Annotated in this window: 19 protein-coding genes and 1 pseudogene; all 20 read left to right on the top strand. The window is 37.0% G+C overall.

Features of this window, described 5'->3' with window-relative positions; translation table 11 throughout:
* Position 1 precedes the first annotated feature (1 nt).
* The 20 genes and pseudogenes from E6139_RS18785 to E6139_RS22890 all read left to right on the top strand — a co-directional run bounded on the left by E6139_RS18785 (position 2) and on the right by E6139_RS22890 (position 24,975).
* A complete protein-coding gene (locus E6139_RS18785) occupies positions 2 to 2,812 on the top strand; it encodes an alpha-L-rhamnosidase (RefSeq protein WP_316405067.1) in 2,811 nt (936 codons plus the stop codon).
* A 39-nt stretch (positions 2,813 to 2,851) separates the two neighbouring features.
* A complete protein-coding gene (locus E6139_RS18790) occupies positions 2,852 to 3,337 on the top strand; it encodes a PTS glucose transporter subunit IIA (RefSeq protein ID WP_316405068.1) in 486 nt (161 codons plus the stop codon).
* A gap of 267 nt (positions 3,338 to 3,604) precedes the next feature.
* A pseudogene (locus E6139_RS18795) lies at positions 3,605 to 3,733 on the top strand (type II toxin-antitoxin system RelE family toxin); the annotation flags it as partial.
* Between the two features lie 905 nt (positions 3,734 to 4,638).
* On the top strand, positions 4,639 to 6,402 hold the full coding sequence (locus tag E6139_RS18800; RefSeq protein WP_316405069.1) for a sensor histidine kinase: 1,764 nt from the start codon (positions 4,639 to 4,641) through the stop codon (positions 6,400 to 6,402).
* Positions 6,399 to 7,889 (top strand): response regulator, encoded by a 1,491-nt coding sequence (locus tag E6139_RS18805; RefSeq protein WP_316405070.1) that lies wholly within the window; start codon positions 6,399 to 6,401, stop codon positions 7,887 to 7,889. The genes E6139_RS18800 and E6139_RS18805 overlap by 4 nt, the downstream gene beginning before the upstream one ends.
* The gene (locus E6139_RS18810; protein WP_316405071.1) at positions 7,876 to 9,024 is read left to right on the top strand and encodes an ABC transporter substrate-binding protein; all 1,149 of its coding nucleotides are present in this window, start codon (positions 7,876 to 7,878) and stop codon (positions 9,022 to 9,024) included. Before E6139_RS18805 ends, E6139_RS18810 begins: the two co-directional genes overlap by 14 nt.
* Positions 9,025 to 9,182: 158 nt before the next feature.
* On the top strand, positions 9,183 to 10,688 hold the full coding sequence (locus E6139_RS18815) for a sugar ABC transporter ATP-binding protein (protein ID WP_316405072.1): 1,506 nt from the start codon (positions 9,183 to 9,185) through the stop codon (positions 10,686 to 10,688).
* 16 nt (positions 10,689 to 10,704) lie between these two features.
* Positions 10,705 to 11,685: an ABC transporter permease gene (locus E6139_RS18820; RefSeq protein WP_316405073.1), complete on the top strand. Its 981-nt coding sequence runs from the start codon at positions 10,705 to 10,707 to the stop codon at positions 11,683 to 11,685.
* A gap of 14 nt (positions 11,686 to 11,699) precedes the next feature.
* Entirely contained in the window at positions 11,700 to 12,923 is a 1,224-nt protein-coding gene (locus E6139_RS18825; protein WP_316405074.1) for a hypothetical protein, read from the top strand.
* A gap of 18 nt (positions 12,924 to 12,941) precedes the next feature.
* Positions 12,942 to 13,934, top strand: a complete 993-nt coding sequence (locus tag E6139_RS18830) for an ABC transporter permease subunit (RefSeq protein ID WP_316405075.1) — start codon at positions 12,942 to 12,944, stop codon at positions 13,932 to 13,934.
* 40 nt (positions 13,935 to 13,974) lie between these two features.
* Complete coding sequence (locus E6139_RS18835; protein WP_316405076.1) at positions 13,975 to 15,627, top strand: glycoside hydrolase family 3 protein; 1,653 nt, start codon at positions 13,975 to 13,977, stop codon at positions 15,625 to 15,627.
* Positions 15,614 to 18,172, top strand: a complete 2,559-nt coding sequence (locus E6139_RS18840; protein WP_316405077.1) for an alpha-L-rhamnosidase — start codon at positions 15,614 to 15,616, stop codon at positions 18,170 to 18,172. The genes E6139_RS18835 and E6139_RS18840 overlap by 14 nt, the downstream gene beginning before the upstream one ends.
* Positions 18,150 to 18,794 (top strand): beta-phosphoglucomutase, encoded by a 645-nt coding sequence (gene pgmB, locus E6139_RS18845; RefSeq protein ID WP_316405078.1) that lies wholly within the window; start codon positions 18,150 to 18,152, stop codon positions 18,792 to 18,794. Before E6139_RS18840 ends, pgmB begins: the two co-directional genes overlap by 23 nt.
* A 112-nt stretch (positions 18,795 to 18,906) precedes the next feature.
* Positions 18,907 to 19,050: a DUF960 family protein gene (locus E6139_RS18850; protein ID WP_316405079.1), complete on the top strand. Its 144-nt coding sequence runs from the start codon at positions 18,907 to 18,909 to the stop codon at positions 19,048 to 19,050.
* Positions 19,051 to 19,710: 660 nt separating this feature from the next.
* The gene (locus tag E6139_RS18855) at positions 19,711 to 20,391 is read left to right on the top strand and encodes a response regulator transcription factor (protein ID WP_316405080.1); all 681 of its coding nucleotides are present in this window, start codon (positions 19,711 to 19,713) and stop codon (positions 20,389 to 20,391) included.
* Between the two features lie 102 nt (positions 20,392 to 20,493).
* The gene (locus E6139_RS18860; RefSeq protein WP_316405081.1) at positions 20,494 to 21,414 is read left to right on the top strand and encodes an ABC transporter ATP-binding protein; all 921 of its coding nucleotides are present in this window, start codon (positions 20,494 to 20,496) and stop codon (positions 21,412 to 21,414) included.
* A complete protein-coding gene (locus E6139_RS18865; protein WP_316405082.1) occupies positions 21,411 to 22,181 on the top strand; it encodes an ABC transporter permease subunit in 771 nt (256 codons plus the stop codon). The genes E6139_RS18860 and E6139_RS18865 overlap by 4 nt, the downstream gene beginning before the upstream one ends.
* 77 nt (positions 22,182 to 22,258) lie before the next feature.
* Positions 22,259 to 23,059: a HAMP domain-containing sensor histidine kinase gene (locus E6139_RS18870; protein ID WP_316405083.1), complete on the top strand. Its 801-nt coding sequence runs from the start codon at positions 22,259 to 22,261 to the stop codon at positions 23,057 to 23,059.
* A 189-nt stretch (positions 23,060 to 23,248) separates the two neighbouring features.
* Entirely contained in the window at positions 23,249 to 23,428 is a 180-nt protein-coding gene (locus E6139_RS18875; RefSeq protein WP_316405084.1) for a hypothetical protein, read from the top strand.
* A gap of 320 nt (positions 23,429 to 23,748) precedes the next feature.
* A complete protein-coding gene (locus E6139_RS22890) occupies positions 23,749 to 24,975 on the top strand; it encodes an acyltransferase family protein (RefSeq protein WP_410470553.1) in 1,227 nt (408 codons plus the stop codon).
* Positions 24,976 to 25,133 lie beyond the last annotated feature (158 nt).

Consider the following 25,133-nt stretch of genomic DNA (forward strand, 5'->3'; position numbering starts at 1 on the left):
TATGGAGATATCATCAATCCAGATCAATGGGATGCAAGAACCACTGGGCTTTCAATATGATTATCTGTTTATTACGTACGAATTAATTAGTGCAACACCAGTACAAAGTCATTCGGCACAAATACGTGTTAGTTTGACAGAAGATTTCAGTGATGTTGTTTATGAAAGTGGAGTTGTGACTAAAAAAGAAGATAGTTCGTTTGAGCTAGATCTTTCATTAAGAAGTCGACAGCGTTATTTTGTTGAAATACGAGTCGGTGAAGCCAAAGGTTATTCTTGGTTTGAAACTGGAAAAATGAATGAAGAATGGAAGGGGCAATGGATTACACCTAAAGACAAAGAGGTTACTCATCCAGTCCTTTCAACCTCATTTAAGATAGAAAAATCTATTCGACAAGCGCGTCTTTATGCGTGTGGTTTGGGACTTTATGAAGCGACGTTGAATGGAAAGAAAGTAGGCGTAGAAGTTCTCGCTCCTGGTTATCATGATTACCACTATTGGCAACAAGTTCAGACCTATGATGTGACGGAAACGATCACTACAGAAAATGAGCTCTCATTCAATTTAGGAGATGGCTGGTATAAGGGGACATTTGGTTTTGGTGGTGGTGAAAAAAATAAGTATGGCGATTCCTACTTATTAATAGCTGAACTGCATCTTTTGTATGAAGATGGTACTACTGAAATTGTATTTACTGATGAAGACTGGTCGTGCGAAACATCAATTATTTTGGCAAGTGGTATCTATTATGGAGAAGATCGCGATGATACTCTAATTGCTAAAAATGATAGTGGTGTGATGCTTGTTCACAATTCGAGTTTTGAAAATCTATCTGATCGATTAAGCCCGCCAGTAAAAATTATGGAGACGAGAAGTCCACAAAAAATCTATTTGAATCAGCAGCAAGAGTTAATTGTTGATATGGGGCAAAACATGGTAGGTTGGCTGTCTTTTCTTAATAATCTGCCCTATGGACGTAAAGTGACTTTTCAATTTGGGGAAATTTTACAAGATAGTCAGTTTTATCGAGATAACTTGAGATTTGCCAAAGCAGCCTTTTCATATGTTTCTGATGGATTAGTCAAACAGATTCGACCAACATTTACTTTCTTTGGTTTTCGGTATGTTAAAGTTACAGGTCTAACGTTAGAAGAATGCCAATCACTTAATTTCAAGGGTGAAGTTATCTATTCAGATATAGAAACAACTGGTCAAATTGAAACAAGTGATGTAAAGCTCAACCAACTTTTTAGTAATGCGCTTTGGAGCCAAAAAGGCAACTTTGTAGATGTACCGACGGATTGTCCACAAAGAGATGAAAGAATGGGCTGGACTGGCGATGCGCAGGTATTTAGCCAAACTGCGTCCTTTAATATGAATAGTCTGGCATTTTTTAAAAAGTATCTTCAGGATTTACTCGTTGAGCAAGGAAAAAATGGAGCGATCCCAATGACGATTCCTGCACTCAGCAATGAAGAAACGACGAGTAGTTCAGCGGTGTGGGGGGATGTGTGCACGATCTTGCCGTGGAATCTCTACAAGTTTTATGGTGATAAACAATTATTAAGGAAGCAGCTTCCTAGCATGAAAAAATGGATCACCTACATTCAAGATCATTCAACAAATTATTTATGGAATCAAGGCTTTCAATTCGGTGATTGGTTAGCTTTAGATGGCGCTGATCCAAATTCAGCCGTAGGTGGAACGGAAGAAACACTGATAGCAAGTATCTATTCCTACGTTTCTGCATCAATCGTTGCTAGATCATGTACAATTTTAAATGAGCAAGACGCTGATAAGTTTAGTATTTTAGCTGAAAACATTAAGCAAGCGATCCAAGATGAATATCTATCGAAAAATGGACGATCTGTGGTCAACACACAAACAGCGTATACCCTACTTTTATATTTTGAGTTATTTGAACAAGGGCAAGAGCAAGTTTTGTTAAGACAATTCAAGCACCTATTGCGACAGGATAACTATTCAATTAAAACAGGCTTTGTAGGGACACCATTGATATGCTTGGCATTGTCTAAATTTCAGGAAGATGAATTAGCTTATACGATCTTATTAAACGAGGATTGTCCAAGTTGGCTTTATGCAGTCAATATGGGAGCAACGACAATTTGGGAAAGGTGGAATTCCGTTCTTCCAGATGGACAAATGAATCCCGAGGGTATGAATTCATTAAATCACTATGCGAATGGCAGTATTGTTCAATGGATGTATGAATACATGTTAGGAATACGACAAGAAGACAATAGCTGCGGATTTAACAGGATTATTATTAATCCGAGAATCAATTGGCGACTCCAGAGTGCTTCAGGACATTATCAAACGCAGCACGGAAAGATTTCTGTGGCGTGGCTACTTAAGGAAAATAATAAAATCAACATTAATGTGAGTGTGCCACATTCAACTCAAGCTGCGCTGATTTTAGACAATACTAAAGAAGATTTTTTTACAGGATATGAATGTAAGTTAAATAATGGAAGTGTGGAAATTGTCTTAATACCAGGGACCCATACGTTTACTTACGAACTATTTGAGAATTTTAACATTCCAAGTATGGAATCAACTATAGATGAGTTGATGCAGATTCCTGTGACTTACCAATTGTTAAAAGAGTTTTTACCAGAGTATTTTAGATTAAAACCATACAAGCAGGAAAAATTAGCGAACAAGACAATTGATGGTCTTATGGATCAGGACGTGATTTCTGTTTCTGAGGATACAGTGGACATCTTAAAAAATAGGATAGCTATGTTAAGTAAAAGGAAGATTAATAGAGTGTTATCGAAGTTGTCATAGCTGTTATAAGAAAACTAAAAAAGGAAAAGGAGAAAGAAGATGCGTCATTTATTTAAGAAGAAATCGAGGAGCATTGAATTATTTTCTCCAACTGATGGGGAAATTATCCCGATTGAAGCAGTTCCTGATAAAGTGTTTTCGAGTAAGATGATGGGGGAAGGTTTCGCTGTTAAGCCAAACAAAGATGAAGTGTTCTCGCCTGTTAACGGAGAGGTGATCAGTATTTTTCCTACCAAACATGCAATAGCGTTAAAAACTTCACATGATTTAGAAATTCTTCTTCACATTGGGATTGATACAGTAGAGCTTCAAGGAAAACCGTTTGAACTATTCGTTGAGCCTGGTGAAATAGTTACTAGTAACACTAAACTGGCAAAGGTTAATCGTTCATATTTGACAGATCATGGAAAATCTACAGACATTATGGTCGTATTGACTAACAGTGCTGAGTTAGATGGTCATTTGAAAGATATGAAATATGGACAATCCAGAAGGTCAATAAGTATTGGCAAAGTGAGTTTTTAGCCCAAACTCTAAGTATTAAAAAAGAAAACAGTAAAAGAGAGTTTGTACAGTATCAAATAATCATACAGATATATATTACTATGAAGCTCGATCATCTTAATTTGATGATTGAGCTATTTTGTGTTTAAAGGAGAAACTAACAATGTTCGATACACAAGAAAATCACGAGGGGAGTGAATGAACAGGTACCCAAGTAAATACAGCAACGTTGTTTTCAGTTGATTAGATGAGAAGGGGAAACAAGAGGATGTCCAGTTAGATTATCTACAGATATTCGAGTTCAGAGGTTATCGTGTAGCAGACTATCGTGTGTTGTACGAGATTGACGATGATAAATTAATTGTACTCGCTCTAACAACAGGGCATAGAAAACAGGTTTATGAAAAGAAACGATGAGCCCAACAACTCGCATCTCTCCCAGACTTCTGTCTTGATAAAGTGGATCAAGATGAAGCTCGAGATCGCGGGCTTTGATCCAGAGATGCTTCAAACCATTTGGGGCAGCGGCTATCGGCTGAGTAAGGGCGTGTTTGAGAAGGATTTTCTGGTAAAGGTTTAAAAGGGGAAGAGCGATTCACATAGGGTAGATTTGAGTAATATTCTTGGAGAAATTAAAAACTGAATGATTTTTTTGTGAGATGGCTGATGGTATTGGCGTCTCTTTTTTTGGTTGGAGGAAATGTTGAGTAATACGTGGGAAGTTTTATTCCAGGTTTGTGCCAGAGATTTTAAGCAGATATAGAAAGCTCCAATGATCAGTAATGTGACATTTACTCAAGCTACGAGGATGATGAGGGAAACGAGATCGAGGAGCCATGAAGAGCCATCTGAAATAAACTACTATGATGTGGGTACGATTACTAGAGAAGAAGGTGAAAGCACTATAATTCTGAAAGCCTCTGGCATACAAAGAATGGGATACAATCGAGATGAAGATCATCGAGGGCGGGCAGCTAGTCAGTTATAAGTGCTGTTTAAGAACAAAGAGAAATAGAGGGGATATTATTTAAGTTCTAAAGTAATAAGTGTGAATCGGCTACACTAGACTAGACAGAAAAAATAAGGTGTGTAGAATAATAAAAAAATACTAGGAATCAACGGTTAAAAAAGAAGCGCACAAGTAATGAAGAGTTAAGTAATCAGAACAATGGAGTTTTTTTGATCACATTCTTTTTTTAAATAAATGGTAAAATATACTTATCAAGCAAATTATCTTCGAAAAAGAAATAAGGATACATAGAGTTCCTGTCAGAAAGTTGAAGGACGGTTACAGATTCATTCTAAGGCAAAGGAGACCACGTATGAGCATTAAAAGAAGACTTGCATTTATCTACTTTATTCTTTCGGTACTGCTCTTTATCCTGATCTCAATTAGCATTGTTCTCTATAATAATAAAAAAATAAGAGAAGACGCCTACGCGACATTATCAAATTATACTGTTACAGTGAAGCAGCAGTATGAATTACAACTTTCTACCTATGAACAGGCTACAACAAATATTCTTTCTGACAAGGATTTTCTAAACAATATTCTCACACTAAGTCATATTGATAGAAATGAGACTAACACATTATCATTGGAGAAATCTTACCGACATATTACAGAGAAAATTAGTAATTATTCAAATTTATCTGACTTTTATCGCGTAAATGTGATTACTACAAGAAACGACTTTTTGACGAATGACATTACTCTCTCAAGTTTTAACAAGGATGCAGTTCAAAAAATGAAGGTCATTTTGTCCAACAGTGACAGTTTTGGAGGAATTTATGTATTTCCGAATTATCAGGATATTTGGGGGAATACAGAGAAGTATTTGTTTTCTTATACTCGAGAGGTAAAGTATTCCAATCAGGAAAATGTGTACATACAAGTCGAAGATGAGCAGGAGAAACTTGACCAATTGTTAAATTTATCGACAGAAAATCAGATGTCTTTTTATATCTTGGACAATCAGAATCGGACTATTGCTTATTCGAAAAGCGGAGATTTGACTAAATTACAAAAATATATACAGAAAAAAACAACTGAACGAACCTATAATGGTTCTTTGGTATATGAGAATTCGTTAGAAAATGGACATCGAATAATTGCTTTTCAAGAACTTACGGCGATTAACAACTCAATGTGGAACACATCTTTTTACATTGTCTCAATTAGTGTGGTTCTGCTATTTCTTATGTATTTCGTCTTTAAGCGCCAATTGAACAAGATTTTAAATCCTCTTGTAGAACTAAAAAAAGAGATGGAAGCGGTTAATATCGGAAACTTGCCTGTGAGTAGTTCAATCAAATCAGAGGAGGATGAAATTGCTGCATTATCAGATTCCTATAACGGTTTAAAGCATCGACTGAATCAATCCATTGAAAACGAATTAATTGCGCAACGAAAACAATTTGAAGCGAATATGGAAGTTCTGCAAGCACAGATCGATCCTCATTTCATTTATAATATTATGAATATCGTTGCGTATAAGGGAATCGAATACGAGGATACCGATACGGTAGAAATCGCTCAAGGAATCACGGAGATGCTACGGTATTCAACTTCAAATGTTGAGAAGCAGGCTACGCTGGAGCAAGAGGTTTCTCATGTTAAAAACTATTTACTGTTAATGCAAAAAAGGTATCAGGATATGCTTGATTATCAGGTTGATTTACCGGAGCAGTTCAAAAGAGTTAGCATCCCTAAATTGGTTCTGCAAATTTTTGTTGAAAACAGTATTAAGTATAGTTTTGATGCAGGAAAAGAGTCCGTTAAGATTCAGATCATCATAAGTGATTCAGCAACTGAAGAATGGCGAATTGCTATTTTTGATGACGGTCCAGGAATATCTGAAGCAAAGATTCAGTATTTAGAGCGGAAAATTACAGAAATCCAGGATACCTTGGACAGACATGCTTCGTTGAATCAGTTGGATTTCGAAATCGGTGGGCTTGGAATCATTAATACGTATGCACGTTTACGCTTATTTTACGGGAAAAGATTCAATCTTTTGATCGAATCCTCTGAAAATGGAACAAAGATATTCTTATACAAAGAGAAGGAGGGGGTGTATAAATGAATCTGCTTCTAGTAGAAGATGAGCCAGCTGCTTTAGCAATTTTAGAAAAAATGATTGAACGAATCCCCATCGAGGTCCAAATTGTTGGAAAAGCAAGAAATGGATTGGCGGCCAAAGAAATACTCGAAAATCATTCAGAAATAGATATGGTTATCACAGATATTAAGATGCCTCTAATGGATGGTCTGGAGTTATCAGAATATATTTATCAAGAAAACTTGGATTTAGATGTTGTCATATTAAGCGGTTTTCAGGAATTTTCCTTTGCACAAAAGGCCATGCGATTCGGCGTCGAAGAATACCTTTTAAAACCCGTTCAACTGGACAAAATGACAGAGGTTCTCAATCGAATAAGTGAAAGGCGAGAAAAGAAAAAACGTGAATATGAAAAAAAACTTTTGGAAAAGGCAATCAAAAGTACGTTTTCAATGAAAGAGGACTGGTTAAATCGGTACCGGATTTTGACCCTGCATTTTGGGTCTTATAATGGGATGGTTGTCTTTGATCATGATGAAATTGAACATGAAATTTATCTGTTGGAGAATACCCATAGGTTTGTTCTTAATGGTCGAAAAAGAAACGAATTTGTTTTAATCTTGAAAGAATCTGATCAGTTGAAACAAGTAATGGAACAAATTAGAAGTAGTTTTGAGAAAAATGCGTATGTACTGGTATATTCAGTTAATCCATTTTCTCTTTCGCAGTTAAATAGTGCTTACAGTAAGATGTTTCGCACGGTAGAGTTCACTCATCGACTGGGGACTCAAGAAGTGCTGAACTTGAATACACTGAAAGATAATTTGATCTCTCAAGAAGACATTTTGGATTGGTCAATCGTATCAGTAAAATTACAAGAAGCCTATGTAAAAGGCCAATGGGTTGACTTAGAGAAGTATTTAAAGTCAATCGTTCGGGAAAAAATAGATATCCTAACCACCCGTCAGGTGTTAAATCGAGGAAATCAACTTCTAGCTTTTATGAATCAACATTTGGAGGATAAGAAACAAATCAATCCCAGTATTTTTGAAGAAATTATCCTATCGAGTGTTACGTTAACGGATATCCTTCAAGATTTTGACCAATTAATTGACCACTTTTTAGAACAATCAAAGCAATTTCCTGAGAAAATTGACTCTTATGAATTTTACAAACTAGTCGAAAAATTTGTTGTTCAGAATTTTGATCGCTTTGATTTGAATTTGACCTTGATTAGCGATCATTTTGGGATATCTATGGCATCTATTAATGACTTATTTAAAAAGTATAAACAACAAACATTCAAAGAATTTCTGCTACACGTGAGAATGGAACAGGCGATACTAAAAATCAGACAATCGCCCTTTAAAAGTTTGAAACAGATCGCTGAAGAGGTGGGATATAAGGATGCACTTTATTTTAGTAAGGTTTTCAAAAAGCATTTTGGGAAAAGTCCCTCATTTTTTCAAGAGGAGATACGAAACCTGGGGGATTCTGTTGATACTGAGTAGCCTACTACTTTTTACTGGTTGCACCAGCAATCAGAAATCTCAGGAGAAAAGTCCGCAAATAGTCAAACCTGACTTTATCATTTCTGTGGATGCAGGGTTGGTTACCAATGATTTTTTAAATTTCATTGATACTTTTTCAACTAAGTACAAGGTAGACGTTGAAGTTGCTAAACGACCCTCCGGAATTGCTGGTGAAAACGAAGTGATGACAGAGTTATTAACGAGCAATGCGCCGGATATTTTATTGTTTAGCAGTGGCGGGTTATTTAAAGCGCTCGATCCACGGGAGTATTTTTACGATTTATCCGGAGAAGCGTATGTTAATCAGTATATTGAAAGTTATCGTCAGGCGGTTTCTGTAGAAAATGAAATATATGGATTGCCTCTTGATAATGCGGACGCGATTGGGTTCATCTATCGGAAGGATATCTATGACAAGTTAAATCTCTCTATACCGAAGGATTGGGAAAGCTTTGTAAATAATTTACAAGCACTTAAAAACAATAATATAGTTCCGCTTCTAACGCCATTTAAGGACCAATGGCTGACACAGTATTATTGGTATGTCGCGGAGTATGCCAATTCAACATCAGACAATATTGAACAATACCGAGATATCTTAAAAAAAATTGATCAATTAAGGGCTAACGAATTTTTGAGTCCTAATTTGCTTACTATGAGCCTATCGATGGGGTTGAATGATTTCGGAAATAAAAATAGTACACATCTCTTAGGGCAATACAGCTTCAGAAATTATTTGACGACTAATCATGTGGTGAGCGAGGAGGATATAGGCTTCTTTCCTTTCCCTAATCAAGGCAATCAATATATTTACATGCTACCATCCTCACTGTATATCAATAAAAAATCAAAAGAGATCAAACTCTGTAAACTTTTTTTTGAAGAATATTATAAAGAGAAGATTGAAAAAAAAGAATCTACTAGAGAACAGCCAGGTATCTTGAAAACTGCTGAAATTAAACCCGAAAGAATCATTTATGAACAACAAATGGATTACAAAGTAGACGTTTTACCGGAATTGCTGCTCGATTTTTTTACAGGGAATTTGACAGCGGATGAAGTTATCCAGCAGTATCAACTGAGAGACGAAGAATTGAAACTGATTTATCATTAATAAGATCCATCGTAAAGCTTGTTCTAGCTTTATGGTGGTTTTTTTATTTTTCATTCGATAAAGTTCATCTTCCAAATTTTTCCATGAGCAATTCTAAATTAATCCATGTAAACGGATTCTGAAATCGCTTATTCTTTTAAGCGAAAGAGGTGATAAAAATGGAGCAACGACAATTACTAAGTGCAAAGCATATTACCAAAAAATTTGGAGATGTTACCGCATTGAATGATGTGTCTATTCAAATCGAGTCGGGGAAAACCATTGGGCTAATTGGTGAAAATGGTTCTGGAAAAAGTACGATTTCTTCGATCTTTTCAGGAATTATTTCACCGACTACAGGTAGTTTGAAATTACATAATGAAGAGTACCAGCCTACGAACATGGTAGATGCTTTGGAAAAGGGAATTGGTATGATCGTGCAGGAGGAAGGGACGATCTCGGGGATCACTGTGGCAGAAAATATTTTTTTAGGGAACCTGAAATTGTTTAACAAAGGAGAAATCATTTCAAAGAAGAAAATGTTTGAAGCTGCACAAGAAATCTTGGATAGCTACAAACTGTCGGAAATAACGGCAATGAACTTGATTGATCACTATAGCCAAGAAGAGCGCAAACTCATTGAAGTTGTCAAGGTCTTGATGAAAGAGCCAGAAGTATTGATTGTTGATGAAACAACAACAGCTCTATCTCAGCAAGGACGGGATTTTATTTATCAACAAATGGAGAAACAGAAGCTGGAAAACAAAGCAAGTATATTCATCTCTCATGACTTGGAGGAACTAATTGAGCATTGTGATCAACTGATTGTTTTACGAGATGGTCATTTGGTTGATGTATTAAGTAAAGATGAGTTTGATGAGAACAAAATCAAGAATTTGATGGTGGGTCGTGAACTGACTGGAGCGTATTACCGCGAGGATTTTATCCCAACTTATCAAGATGAAATACTAATAAACTGCGAAGAGCTAGTATATAAGAACAAAGTGAAAAATATAACTCTTGAGCTTCATCGAGGCGAAATTTTGGGGATCGGTGGTCTATCTCATTGTGGAATGCATGAACTAGGGAAGTTGCTATTCGGATTTTTGGAAAAAGATTCTGGACGCATCAGAGCAATTTCGAAGAAAAGTGAAATCAAATCGACAAAGGACGCGATAAAAGCAAAAATCGGTTATGTTTCAAAGAATCGGGACCACGAGGCATTAGCGCTCAAATCATCGGTGAAGGATAATATTGCAATTGGTGGCACAGATATTTTAACAGGCAGGTTTGGATTTATCAGTACAAAAAAAGAAAGAAGCTATGTTGATCAGCAAATTGAAGACTTAGCTATCAAAACACCTAGTCGAGAGCAGGAGGTACAATTTCTTTCTGGTGGCAATAAACAGAAAGTGGTTTTTGGAAAATGGCTAGCTCGTGATTGTGACATTTTGATTCTAGATTGTCCCACACGGGGGATCGATATTGGTGTTAAGGCAGCCATGTATCGACTAATGGAAGAAATGAAGCGGGAAGGGAAAAGTATTCTGTTAATTTCCGAGGAACTGCCAGAGCTATTGGGAATGAGTGATCGCATTCTAATCATGAAAAATGGCGAAATCAATCACGAATTCTTACGTTCAAAAACTTTACTAGATACTGAAGTGATTCAATACATGATTTAGAAAGGAGAAGTTGAGGATGGAGAAACCTATATTTAAAAATGTGGAAGTTGAACCACGAAAAAAGCGTTTAAATAGAAAGAAAATTTTTGAAAGCGCTCCTTTTATTGGGCTGATCGGTTTATTTATTGCTTATTTTAGCGTCACAGGCGGCAATATTTCTTTTTACAATTTAGAAATTCTCATTAATCAGTCGGTCATTCTGACTGTGGTAGCGATTGGCGCTGTGTTTATCTTTTCATTAGGGTCATTTGATATTTCATTAGGAGCATCAATGGCTGTTAGCGGCATGCTTGGTGTGATGGTCTTTAATGAAACGGAATCCTTTGGGCTTATGTTTCTTTCCTGTATTTTTGCAGGGGGAGTGGTCGGCATGGTGAATTCTTTATTATCAGCAATTTTTAATTTGCCGGCATTCGTTTCTACGATCGCCATGTTGAGTATCCTGACTTCCTTAGTGGATATCATTCTAGATGGCAATACCAATATTAGTTTAGCAGGTTCAACGATGGCAATTGATAATTTGGTCGTTAAACTGGTGATATTAATTGGCTTTTTTGCTATAGCGTTTTATCTTTTTAACAAAACTGCAGTGGGTAGAAAGAATAAATTTTTGGGCAGTAATCCGGTAGCTGGAAGTCAGACAGGAATTTCAATCGTGAAACAAACCATTTACTCCTTCTGCTTTTCAGGAGTAGGTGTTGGTTTAGCCGCTTTTCTAACTATATTGAGAGCCCCAACACTAAGTAAATCAACTGGGGGATCAATCGGAATGGACGTCTTGATCGCGATTGTTTTCGGAGGGATGTCTGTTTCAGGCGGAGCTAGAAGTAAGATTGGCGCTTCTATCGTAGGAGGACTGTCGATCACGGTGCTTAATCAAGTCCTTTTAGTCTTGGGGGCTTCATTTGGAATGACACAATTGATTAAAGGAGTGATGTTTCTAGCCGTTGTTTTTGTTGCGTCACTGAATTACAGAACCAAATTATTACCAAGATAAGAGGAGGAAGCGTAATGAAAAAAAATTGGAAAAAAGGTTTGATTGCTTTTGTCACAATGATGCTATTGTTGATTCCGGTATTGGGAGCTTGTGGAAATGGTTCTTCTGACAATGAAGGCTCAGCTAAAAGCGGGGAAAAAGTGAGTATCGGCGTGTTGATTTATGACCCTTCGGATTCACAGGTTTTAGCTTTTCAAAAATACTACAATGACTATATTGCCAAAAATTATAATGTAGAATTTAAATTTTCAGATGCTATCTCAACGGCTGAAGAAGAAAAATCAGCTATTGAAAACTTTGCTTCACAAAATTGTAAAGCAGTAATTGCGTTAACTCAATCGGATATGGTAGCTGCTATTAATGAGTCGGCAAAAGCCAAAATGTACTATATTGTCGGAGTCGGAACGATGACAGATGAACAATACGAAGAAACGAAAGACAACGAGTATTTTCTTGGGACTATTGGTCCTGATTTAGCTTCTGAGGAAAAAGCCGGTTATGATATGGCGAAGCATTACATTGCTGAAGGGAATACTAATTTTGTTCTTTATGCCGGAGGAATGAGCTATGGTGTGGATGCTCATAGGAAACGTTTTGAAGGGTTTGTCAAAGCATTCCAAGAGGCTGGTGTTACTTATAAGAAACCGGAATCAGGCAAATTTATTGGGGAATTTGAAAGTGATAAGTATACGATTCAAGTATTAGAAGGTTTCCCAGATGACGCCGGGGCATTTTACACAGAAGCACAGCAAAAATTAGGTGAAGAGGGTGTGCAAACCTTATTGTCGGTGGGGATTGGTTTAGAGGTTTTTGGTGCAACAATCTCAAATGTTAATCCTGAAATCAAGCTAGCTACAGTTTCTGCTTTTACAGAAGCTTACAAAGATGGATTTAATGCTAACCCTCAACAAATTGATTATTTATCAGGGACTTTCCCAGCAATGATCGGTCCGACTTTTGCTGCAGTGATGAATGCTGTGAATGGAGACAGCAAAGATTTCCGCGAGGATGGTCAGGCATTCCGGATTACTCAGAATTATTGGAATGCGCAATCAAAGGATGAGTTTGACACTATGTACGAGATAGCCAATGACTTTAAAGAGCCTGCCATTAATAAAGCGGATCTTGATAAGTTAATCAAAAAGAATAACGAGGATATTACTTATAAGGAATTCAAAGAGTTTGCCAGTAATGTAGATTTTGAAACGATTCAACAGAATATTTCTGAAAGAGAATAATGAAATGAGGAGAAGAAAATGAGTAATCGAGTGAAAAATAGTATAAAAACGATGGCTATACCAGTAGGTGTGTTTCTTTTCTTCTCCATCCTGCTGGCTAGCCAGGGAACCACGCTATTCAATACAACGAACCATTATCGAACATTTGTGAATGCTTTTGTGGTGACAACTTTTATTGCTTGGGCGTTGAATTTTAATCTTTCAACTGGAAGATTTGACTTCTCATTAGGTTCGATCAGCTTGCTGTCTTCCATTTTAGGCGTCAAAGTGATGTGGCTCTTGGAAGGACAAGGATGGAAGATGAATGGTTGGTATATGTTAGTGGTTATTGCCTTGTTCGGAGCACTGTTCGGAATGATCTCAGGAGTTGTCTATATTCTATTGAAGATTCCACCAATTGTGACATCCTTAGGGATTACTTTAATTTATGAAGCTTTAGGCTTTATTGCAACAGAAGGTGGCGGCGTTGTACTGAATCGAACATTGCATTTATCAAAGATTGGTTCCATGGAAAATCAGCTGATTGTACTGTTTATTGGATTTGTGATGATTTATGTACTATCGAATATGACGACTTTTGGTTTTAACTGGCGAACTCTGGTAGCAGGGCAAAAAATCGCTGTGGATACGGGAATCAATGAGAAGAAAAATGCAGTATTGTCCTACATGTTCTCTGGGGTCTTTGCCTCTGTGGCTGGTTGTTTCACTATGAGTATCCAAGGAACAGCTTCAGCGAGTTTGAATTTTGGAACGATCTCAACAATTTTTGTCGCTTTTTTACCATTATTTATTGGTGGTTTTATCGGACGATACAGCGAAGATAAATTTGGCATAATGGTGGGGTCTTTTACGACCGCTTTGATCACTTTAGGTTTTGTGCGCTTGAATATCTCAGCACAAATGCAGTCATTTTGGAACGCAATTATACTTTTGATGTTCCTGATCTACCTAAACAACGAATACAAGATACTATCATTTTTTAGTAAAAAAAATGTGGCAAGTCAGGAGTAGGTGGTCATTTTGACCACCTTTTTATAGATGGAGGGAAGCAATGATAAATTTTAAAGAAAAACCTTTTTATTTAGAAGAAGAGCAAATAGAATGGGTTGAAAATACATTTAAAACGTTGAGTCGAGATGAAAAGATTGGGCAGTTATTTGTGCCTATCGGATTTTCTACAGATACGAATTATCTAGACACTCTTTTGAAGCATCATATCGGCGGCTTGTTTTTCCGATCTGGAAATTTTGAAGAAATGAAGACGACCTTTAGCTATGCTCAAAGTAAGTCGAAAATTCCTTTATTGACGCCAGCGAACTTAGAATATGGCGGTAATGGGGCAGTGATTGAAGGAACGGCTTACGCGACACAAATGGCTGTTGCAGCGACGAATGACAGGGGAACTGCCTACAAATTAGGAGAAATATCTGCTCTTGAAGGAAAACAGATTGGCGTTAACTGGTCATTTGCTCCAGTTGTCGATTTAGATTTAAATTTTAGAAATCCGATTACGAATGTGCGTACTTACGGGGACGACCCATATACCGTGATTGATCATGCAAAAGAATATACCCGAGCCTTTCATGAACAGGGAATGATGACAGCTATCAAGCATTTTCCAGGAGATGGGGTGGATGAACGGGATCAGCACCTGCTGACTTCGGTGAATTCTCTATCAGTTGATGCCTGGAGGGAAAGTTTTGGATGCATCTATCAGGAAATGATTGATTATGGTACAAAAGCAGTTATGGTAGGGCACATTGCATTTCCGGCTTATTCTAAATCGAATCTTCCGGCTACTTTGGATCAGACGTTACTGCAGGATCTTTTGCGAAAGGAACTAAACTTCAATGGTTTAGTTATTACTGACGCATCACCTATGGTAGGGTTTACTGCTGCAATGCGTAGAAGTGAGGCTGTTCCTTTATGTATTGAAAACGGGTGTGACATGCTGCTGTTTAATAAAGATTTTGAAGAGGACATTCGGTATATGAAGGAAGGGTTAAGAAAAGGTCTGTTATCCGAGCAGCGTCTAAATGAAGCAGTGTATCGAATTTTAGCCTCAAAAGCCTCTCTGAATTTGTTTAAAGCTTCCCCGAAACAAAAAAACTCAGAAAAAAAAGATTTTTCCGCGGCGCAGGAAAAAATTGCGGACCAAGCCATTACACTCGTTAAAGATGAACAAAATCTATTGCCAATCAAAATAGAGAAAACTAGAATACTTGTTGAGACTTTAGGTAGTTTTGAGTCTAACCGCTTTGTGGAAGAAATCTTTGTTAAAGAATTGATTCTAGCAGGATTTGAAGTGGAAGTCTATCAAAAGGAGGAGAATTTCTATGAGTTAGAGAATATTGAGACCTTTAAGACCAAATATGATGTTGTTATCTATGTGGCAAATATAGAAAATTCAAGTAATCAAACAACTGCACGAATAAATTGGCACACATTATTCGGTTTAGGAAACAATCTGCCTTGGTTTGTCAAAGAAGTGCCGACTATGTTAGTCAGCGTTGGGAATCCCTACCACTATTTTGACGTTCCAATGATCCCGACCATTATCAATACCTATTGTAATTATGAGCATTTTATAAAGGCAGTTGTGGCGAAAATAATAGGTAAGAGCAGCTTTAAAGGAGTCTCTCCGATCGATCCTCTATGTTCTAATCAAAAGTTGAAGGAGCTGATGAGAGATGAAGATAAGTAACTTACAGGTAAATGGTTTGAGCCAGCCTATAGGCTACCATTTTGATCATTTAACCTTTTCTTGGGATTTAATCGGACAACCAGAAGAACAATTAGTGAAGCAGCAAGTTCTGGTTTCAGAGGATCTGGAATTTAACAAAATCATTAAAACAGCGGAAACGACAAGCAGTCAAAATATTCTTTCATTTAATTGTGCGTTTTTAAAACCTCGAACTAGATATTACTGGAAGGTAATTACCAATTTAAAGAAAGGTATAGTTGAAAAAGTAAGTCATTTTGAAAGTGGAAAGCTGAAGGAACCATGGGAAGCCAATTGGATCAGCTATAAAGATAAAGCGATTGACAGCGTCATTTTTACAAAAAGCTTCACAGTAACTAAGGAAATCAAAAATGCTCGATTGTATTGCTGCGGATTTGGTCTCTATGAGGCATCATTGAATGATGTAAAGATTACGAATGAGGTGTTGCTTCCCGGCTATCATAGCTATGATTTATTGAATCAGTATCAAACTTTTGATGTTACGGAACAACTGCGTGAAGAAAATAAGCTCTCGTTTTTAACGGGGAATGGCTGGTATAAAGGTCGCTTTGTTTTTGAAGGCGGTTATGAAAATATTTATGGCGATCGGCAAAAAATCATTGCAGAGCTGATTATTGATTACAAAGATGGAACGTCAAGTACGATTGTGACAGACAATTCGTGGACAGTTGAAACATCCTTCGTGAAGGAAAATTCAATTTATGATGGCGAGGTGCTTGATTACCAATCCGATACAGAATGCCTAACACTCTTCGAAATACAGGGTGAAAAGGAACTGCTCGCTGAACGAAGCAATCCTCCCATTTTAAAACAAAAAGTTATGAGACCTGAGAAAGCTTTTTTTGATCAGGATGAAAAAATCATCTTAGATTTTGGTCAAATTATTACTGGTTGGGTAGAGGGAGTCGTTGCTTCTAATCAGCCGATTCGTTTACGTTTTTCGGAACTGATGCAGGAAGGACGTTTTTATCGAGATAATCTGCGAACGGCTAAGCAAGAATTAATAGTTTTTTTGTCAGAAAAAGAACGGTATATCCGGCCTCACTTTACCTTTTATGGTTTTCGTTATGTTGAGGTTACTGGACTTTCGATGGAACAGGCAGTGGAGTTAAAAGCTTATGCTATTTATTCGGAAATGGAGGAGCTGTTCCAATTTGAATCAAGTAACAAAAAACTAAATCAACTAGTTCAGAATATTCAATGGAGTCAGAGAGATAATTTTCTTGATATTCCCACAGACTGTCCACAAAGAGATGAACGCATGGGTTGGACTGGAGACGTAAACGTTTTTGCCAATACTTCTTGCTACAATATGAATACCAGAAGCTTTTATAATAATTACCTAAGGAACTTAGCTCTGGAGCAAGAAAAGCTGTCTGGGTCCGTTCCATTTTTCGTTCCGTATCCCAAAATCGTACCCCATGAAAACATCAATCCTTTTTTAATTTCAGCTGGGGCCGCTGTGTGGGGGGATGTTGCAACCGTATTGCCATTCCAATTATTTCGACATTACAAAGACAAAGGGCTGCTCAAGAACAATATAGGGATTATGAAAAGCTGGGTCAATTATCTCTATGAAAGAGATATAAAGAACGGATCTAAACGTTTATGGGATTTTGATCGACAATTAGGTGACTGGCTAGCCTTGGATACAGAAGATCCTAATAACCCTGTTGGAGCAACTGACCCCAATTTGATTGCGTCCATCTTCTACTATCGTTCAACCAGTTATTTAGCCAAATGTCTCTCCATTTTGAAGGAGGAAAAAGCGGGACATTATCAGCAGTTAGCAAATGAAATTCGTCAAGCAATATTAAATGAATACTATGAGAATAATCGGCTACAGCTTAACCCGCTTACCCAAACAGCGCTGTCTTTACTGTTAAGAACTGAATTATATCCTTCACAAGAAGCCAAAAATAACCTACAGAAAAGTTTGGTTGGGTTACTAGAAGCTAATGACAATTTTCTGAATACGGGGTTTGTTGGAACACCAGAAATCACTCATGCATTAGTAGAAAATGAACGCTCAGATTTGGCTTACACCTTACTACTGAATGAAGAATGCCCTAGTTGGTTGTATGAAGTGAATCAAGGCGCCACCACTATTTGGGAACGCTGGAACTCGATTTCTCCGAATGGCAAGATCAATGGAGCAGACATGAATAGCCTGAATCACTATGCCTACGGTGCTGTTCAAGATTTTATTATCGAGAAAGTATTGGGACTTAGTCATCTTGAAGAAAGTAGTAGGATTTTTAGCATGAAGCTAAAACCTTATTTTGATCGGAGACTCGATTGGGTAAAAGGCGGTTTTAAGACAGCTAACGGTCAGATCAGTATTTCATGGCGTTGGCAAAGTGAAAGTATGATCGAGTTGAAGGTCCAAATTCCGCACAATACACAACTAATCTATTCGGTCTCGGATCAGGAAACCCGTATTTTAAAGTCAGGTGTTACTACATTGGAGGTGCAGAAAAAAGATGATTCTCGGAGCAATCTTTGATTTGGATGGTGTCTTAGTTGACACGGCCAAATATCATTACACTGCTTGGAAAGAATTAGCAGAACAATTGATGATTCCCTTTGATGAGCAGGCTAATGAAAATTTAAAAGGGGTATCAAGAGTTGAATCCTTAGATATTCTTCTTGCTTTAGGAAAGAAAAAGTATTCTCAAGCTGAGAAGGAGCAGTTTCTTCGAAAAAAGAATCTTGATTATCTGAATTTAATTAGGGAAATGACTCCTGAAGAAGTATTGCCAGGTGTAAGGACTGTTTTATCTTTTTTGAACAATAATGGGATTAAATTAGCGATTGGGTCTGCAAGTAGAAATGCACAAACGATTTTAAAGGCCACAGAATTATCAGACTATTTTGATGAGATAGTAGATGGTAATGATGTAGAAAATGCTAAGCCAGATCCAGAAGTATTTTTCACAGCAGCAAAAAGAATCTCAGTTGAACCCAGAAAGTGCGTCGTTTTTGAGGATTCACGTGCAGGATGTCTAGCTGCCAAAACAGCACAGATGTATTGTGTTGGTATAGGAGAACGTGTGAAATTACCTGAGGCGGATACTGTTATTAAAGGTTTTGTTGATTTTGATATGGTGAAGATAATTGATGCATAATTATATGGAAATAAAATTTGAACCAATCCTATTTACAAATATATATTATTAACTTGGAGCCTAATCATCTATCGTTGATTAGGCTATTTTGTGTCTAAAGGAGGAGTAAGCAATGTTCAATACACAAGAAAATCGCTATATCACGAGGGACGTGAATGAACAAGTACCAAAGGAAATACAGCAACTTTGTTTTCAATTGATTGATGAGAAGGTGAAACAAGCGGATCAAGATGAAGCTAGAGATCGCCGGCTTTGACCCTGAGATGCTTCAAACCATTTGGGGCAGCGGCTATCGACTGAGTAAAGGTGTGTTTGAGAAGGATTTTCTGGTAAATGTTTAGAAGGGGAAGAATGATTCACATAGGATAGATTTGAAAAAATGTTCTTGGAGAAACTGAAAACTGAATGATTTTTTGTGAGATAGCTGATGGTATTGGCGTCTCTTTTTTTTGTTGGAGGGAATGTGTTGGGTAATACGCAGGAAGTTTTATTCGTGGTTCGTGCTAGAGGTTTTAAGCAGATACAAAAAGTGATAGTTAGGGTCTCAATGATTTACTAGAAAGGAAAAACGAAAGAATTTAATAATAAAGTACCAATTAACAAATAGGGGAACCTTGCTTTGAAAACAGTTCTACGGCAATTCAACTTTATTCTGTAATTATTTTTGGACATGTCTGATAGTAGATTTACATGATAAAATAAGTAATATAGTTGTATTTGTCACTTCTGAGAGGAGTGGAGCGCTAAAGCTAGGTGATCGAAAAACAAGGGAAAGTTCATTCAACATGATACACCCGAGGAGATTATCTCTACGCCTAAAAATTACTTTGTTAGGGAACTTTTAAGAGAAATTATAATCAGTCCAAATGAAAAGCAATGACCGAAATTTGTGAGTCATTCTCAAGGAGGATAAGTAATGAAGATTCTAGTAATTGACGACGATCCAACAATTTGTCAGCTTTTAGAGAAGGTAGTGGAAGACAATGGATGGGAAAGTACTATAGCGTTGAATGGGCTTGAAGGTCTGGATGCTTTAAAAAAGGGAACCTTTGATTTAGTTTTCTTGGATTTGAATTTACCTTATAAGAGCGGAGACACCCTCCTGACTGAGTTAAGAAAATTCTCCGATACACCTGTGATTGTGATATCGGCGAAGGAGCTAATCAGTACGAAGGTTGATTTATTAAAGCTTGGAGCAGACGATTATGTTACAAAGCCTTTTGATATTGATGAGTTAACAGCAAGAGCCGAAGCTGTTTTACGTAGACAGGGTTCCATAAACAATGAGGAACACATTATTTTAAAACATAATGAACTGACAATGAATCTGGAAGAGAAGAAAGTTACTCTAAATAATCATCTCGTTCAATTAACAAACAAAGAGTTTTTGATCTTAGAATTATTATTGAAGCATCCAAATAAGGTCTTTTCAAAGCAGAATATTTTTGAGAGCGTTTGGAAGGAGACCTACTATGATGATGGACACACCGTGAATGTTCATATTAATTCCCTCAGAGCCAAATTAAGTAAGGCTGACCCGGATCAGGATTATATTCAAACGCTATGGAATGTAGGGTATCGTCTAGTTAAAAGTTAGATGAGAAAAAATTGATACTTATTTGTTTTTTCCTTTAGATGTACTTGATCATTCAGTTGTATCATAAAATCAAAATCGATCCTCAAATAGGAGAAACATACTATGAATAACATTGTCTTAGAAGCTCATAATATATCAAAATGCATTAAGGGTGTTCAAGTTCTTAATAATGTTTCTATTGCTTTAGAGCAGGGGAAGATCTATGGCTTAGTTGGTTTGAATGGAGCTGGAAAGACGACTCTTATGAGCATTATTGCCGGGTTGGTCAACTGCGATTCTGGAAGGATCGTTCTATTTGGTGAGTCTGGACAAAAGAGGGTAGAAAAAAACAGAAAATTTATCGGTAGTGTGATAGGATCTCCAGCAGTTTACCCTGAAATGACTGCCTACGAGAATATCAATATGATGCGACTTTCAAGAGGGCTGCCGAACAAGGAACTTATTGACCAAGCCTTGAAAGCAGTAAAGCTATTTGACGCTCGTAACATGAAGGCTCGTCACTTTTCATTAGGAATGAGGCAGCGATTAGGCATTGCCAAAGCACTGATTGGGGAGCCAGAGCTATTGATTTTGGATGAACCGAATAGCGCGCTAGATATGGTTAGTAGTATTGAAATTCGAGAATTGCTGTTGAAACTGAACAAAGAAAAGAATGTGACGATGCTAATAAGCAGTAAGACTTTAGAAGAGGTAGACCAGCTCGCAACAGACTTCATCATCATTCATGAAGGAAAAATTATTGAAACAATTAGCCATCAGAACCTTCATGAAAAGTGTCAAAGGTACATCGCATTAAAAACAAACGCACCTGAGCTTACGGCAGCATTATTTGAGGAGAAGCTTCAAACATTAAACTATAAAATTATGCCAGATAACTCTATTAAGTTATTTGATTATGTGGATGATGTGAATAAGGTAGTCACTTGCCTAGTCGAAAATGAGCTAGAGATACACTCCATAACTACTAACGAAAGAAGCTTGGAGAGCTATTTTGTCCAGTCAATCAAAGGAGAGCTATTATGATCAATTTAATCCGGATTGAACTTTATCGTTTCTCGAAGCATTGGGTTTTTCCTGTCATGATCCTGTTATCAGCCTATTTTTCCATTGCTATATTGGATCAATTTTTTTCCTCCAAAATCCAGATGAGTTCATTTCTAGATAGCGGCAAAACGACCTTTGAGAATAGCTTTAATATCGGAGTAAGAATGTTAGGTCCAATTATGCTAAGTGCATTTTTTGTTGGTTCAGACTATTCGAATCGAACCCTTCAAGAGAAAATTGCTAATGGGCATACACGAGTGGATATCGTACTATCGAAAACGATCGTTTACTCAGCTCTTTCAGCATTTTTTCTGTTAGTGACGCCGCTTTTTACGACCGGCGTAGTCACGTATGTAAATGGCTGGGGTGAGGATTTTGATAGTCAGTATGTTACGAGAGTGATTCTATTGGCATTTTTATCCTATTGCTCTTCCGCTTGTATTTACCTGTTGATTTCCTTTATTTGTAGAGATATTGCTAAAACATTGCTTGTTTCCTCTGTATTCAGTCTATTGTTTGCAGAGCTTGGTGATTTATTGAGAACCCATTCTATTGTTTTTCGATCTATTTATCCATTTTATCCAACAAGCCAGCTGTCACTTATTGTGAGTGAAAGCTTCTCTCAAAAAGACTGCATTCAGGTTCTGTTTTCAATCGCGATCACCTCAATCGTTTGTGTAGGAGCAAGCTTCATGATTTTTAATCAACAGGATTTAAATCAGCAGAAGGGAAGTAGACTTAAATGATTTTACCAATACTTTCAATGAGCGCCATTACTGTTCTAAGTCTCTATGTTTTTTTGTTGAAAAGGGATATAAAAAAAATGAACGATCAGCTTCAAACGATTGAGAGCGAGAGGAATCAGCTTATTGAGTTAAACCTGGTTGATTCCTCATTAAATTCACTAGCTGAATCGATTAATAAACAACTGTTGAAGCAAAAATCCATCCGAATTGCTTCTGTTAGAAGAGAGAGTGAACTGAAGGATACGATCTCTAATATCTCACATGATTTGCGCACACCTTTGACGGCAATCGTGGGATACTTACAATTGCTTGAACGAGAAGATATGTCTGAGAAGCAACAGGAATACACACAGATTATTCTAGAGAAGGCTTTAGTAATGAGAGACCTGACGCATTCGTTCTTTGAGCTTTCTTATTATGAGTCAAAAGAAGTAGAGATTGATTTAGAACAGATCAATCTTAGTCATTTATTGATTGAGGAAATTTTGAGGGAGACAGTAAGCTTTGAGAAAAAATCAATTGTTCCAGAAATAGACATCCAGGAAGACTGCTGGGTATACGCTGATAAAAAATTCTTAACTCGTATCATTCAAAATATCCTAGCAAATATCTTGCAGCATGGTGAAGATACCGCTCAGTTTGTTCTATTCAAAAATGAGAAGACCGTCTTAAAGATCTCAAACCATTATGATCCTTCACTTGATATTGATTCCTCACGGCTCTTTGATCGTTTTTATACCTCGGATGGCTCACGCAGCGGAAAAGGGAACGGACTAGGGTTATCCATAGTAAAATTACTGGCTGAAAAGCTTAATACGACAGTTTCAGCCACAGCAGAAGAAGGACTTTTCACTATACAAGTGGAATTTGAGAACTAGATACGGCAAAAGTCATAAAGGAAGGATAGAGACCAAGTAATCGACTTGGTTTCTATCCTTCCTTTCTTTTTCTAAATGTGATATTTATTTTATCATTGCTTGACGAATGATTGTCCTTTGATCGATATCATTAAAATGCAACAGAGATGGAACGATAAAACTTCTGAAAGAGATCAAGGAGTGATTAAGATGGAAGCTAAGCATCATTCATATGGAAATGAGGTTTGTTTAGAAAGCAATCTCTACGAACACGCGGATCGTTATTTCTGTGTGATGAGTTTGGATATTGATCAGAACCCCTCGCACTCGAATGAAAAACGAATTCTCAGATGTACGATTAGAAGAGAAGTGAAACCCGCACTTATCTAAACCCACTAGATTGAGCTAGCTCATTAGATGATTTTCATTTTTCCACAGACCAGAAAAAGGAGTCTTATTTTCGCTTCGCATACGATTATGCTGAACAGCTTGAATGCTATATTTACAAGCCTAATTCATCCCATCCAAACTCAGTAAACTACAAAAAGCATCACTCGCAAAAACCAGTTAAATGGATTTACTCTTTTTTTGACCGCTCATCACCGATTTGAGAAATATTTGATATTCAATTGACTTACTATTGATAGCTCATCCTTAGACTTTGACTATATGAAATTTATAAATTTTGCCAAAATCGGAGGATGGATTACATGAATCATTCAGAGAATAAACCAAGAGATTATCAGTTAATTGATTACGTGAAACTCATTTGTACGTTTATGGTCATTTGTGTTCATAGCAATCAAGTAGTAGATAATGAATTCGTTAATTTTTTTATCAAAAATGTCTTTTGTCGAGTCGCTGTTCCCTTCTTTTTTGTCAGCTCGTCCTATCTTTTTAGAGAAAGAATGAGCGTTGATCCACATTATTTGAAAAGTAAAATCCGAAGACTATCCAAAAATTACCTTATTTGGAGCATCGTGTATCTTCCAATCGGATTTGCTTGGCTTAACGACAGTATGGCAGTAAGCCGATGGATGTATCCTTTGGCATTATTATTCGGAGAGATATATACTGGAACTTATTATCATCTTTGGTATATCCCCGCATTACTATTCTCAATAGTACTGGCTACAAAATTAGTTAAACATTTCTCCTATAAACTGGTCATATCTCTATCACTATGCTTTTACTTGTTTGGGAGTTTAGAGACCTATTACGGATTGCTACCAGAATCTAAATTAAAGCAGTCAGTTGATAGCTTCATTTCCCTTTTTTTTACGACAAGAAACGGGTTGATGTATGGTCTTGTGTTCGTGCTGATCGGATTTTATATTTTTGATCACAAAGAGCAATTAATCAAATTGGGAAGACAGATCCATAAATTTTTAGTAGTATCAGCTATTGGGTTAGTTATTGAAGGATCATTGATTTACCAGATTCATTCATCTAGTTTAGATCATAACTTTATTCTCGCGTTGATCCCTTTTTCTTTCTTTTTTTTCCTATGGATTATCAGCGTTGATTTTGAATACCCATTTTCGACTCTGCGCATTCGGGAGCATTCTGAATACTTTTATTATATCCATCCCATTAGTGTCATAATCATTCCAAAAATAGGAGAACACTTTCACCTGTCTGCGTTAACATCTGGATGGTGCAGCTATTTTCTAATTTGTTTACTAACAGTATCTCTAGCAAATGTTCTTGCAAGAATCAAAAGGCATGGGAGAAAACGGATGTACTTTCCAAGTTTTTTCCTATCATTGACTTGTCTAGTAGTGGTTTGCTTCCATCGAGTGGATCTATTTAGTGTGTTACGATCGGAATTTCTTGCAGGCATCCTCATTTTTTCAACGATAATCATTGCTCCGTATATCCAAAAATGGTTTGAATCAAGGAGGGTACAACTCATTGTTCAACTTCTGAAAGACTAATAGCTGAACTGAGACGTCAGCGATAAATGATTGTCATAGAAAAAAATGGGTGACGCATTTGCCTCTTGTCGAAAACAAGATCAAATATATCGCCCATTTTTTTCATCCTCAATGTGGAAAGATTGTAGCTAATGGAAAATTGCTAGATCGAATCATGA

This window comes from Enterococcus sp., assembly GCF_032555305.1.
GTDB lineage: Bacteria > Bacillota > Bacilli > Lactobacillales > Enterococcaceae > Enterococcus_A.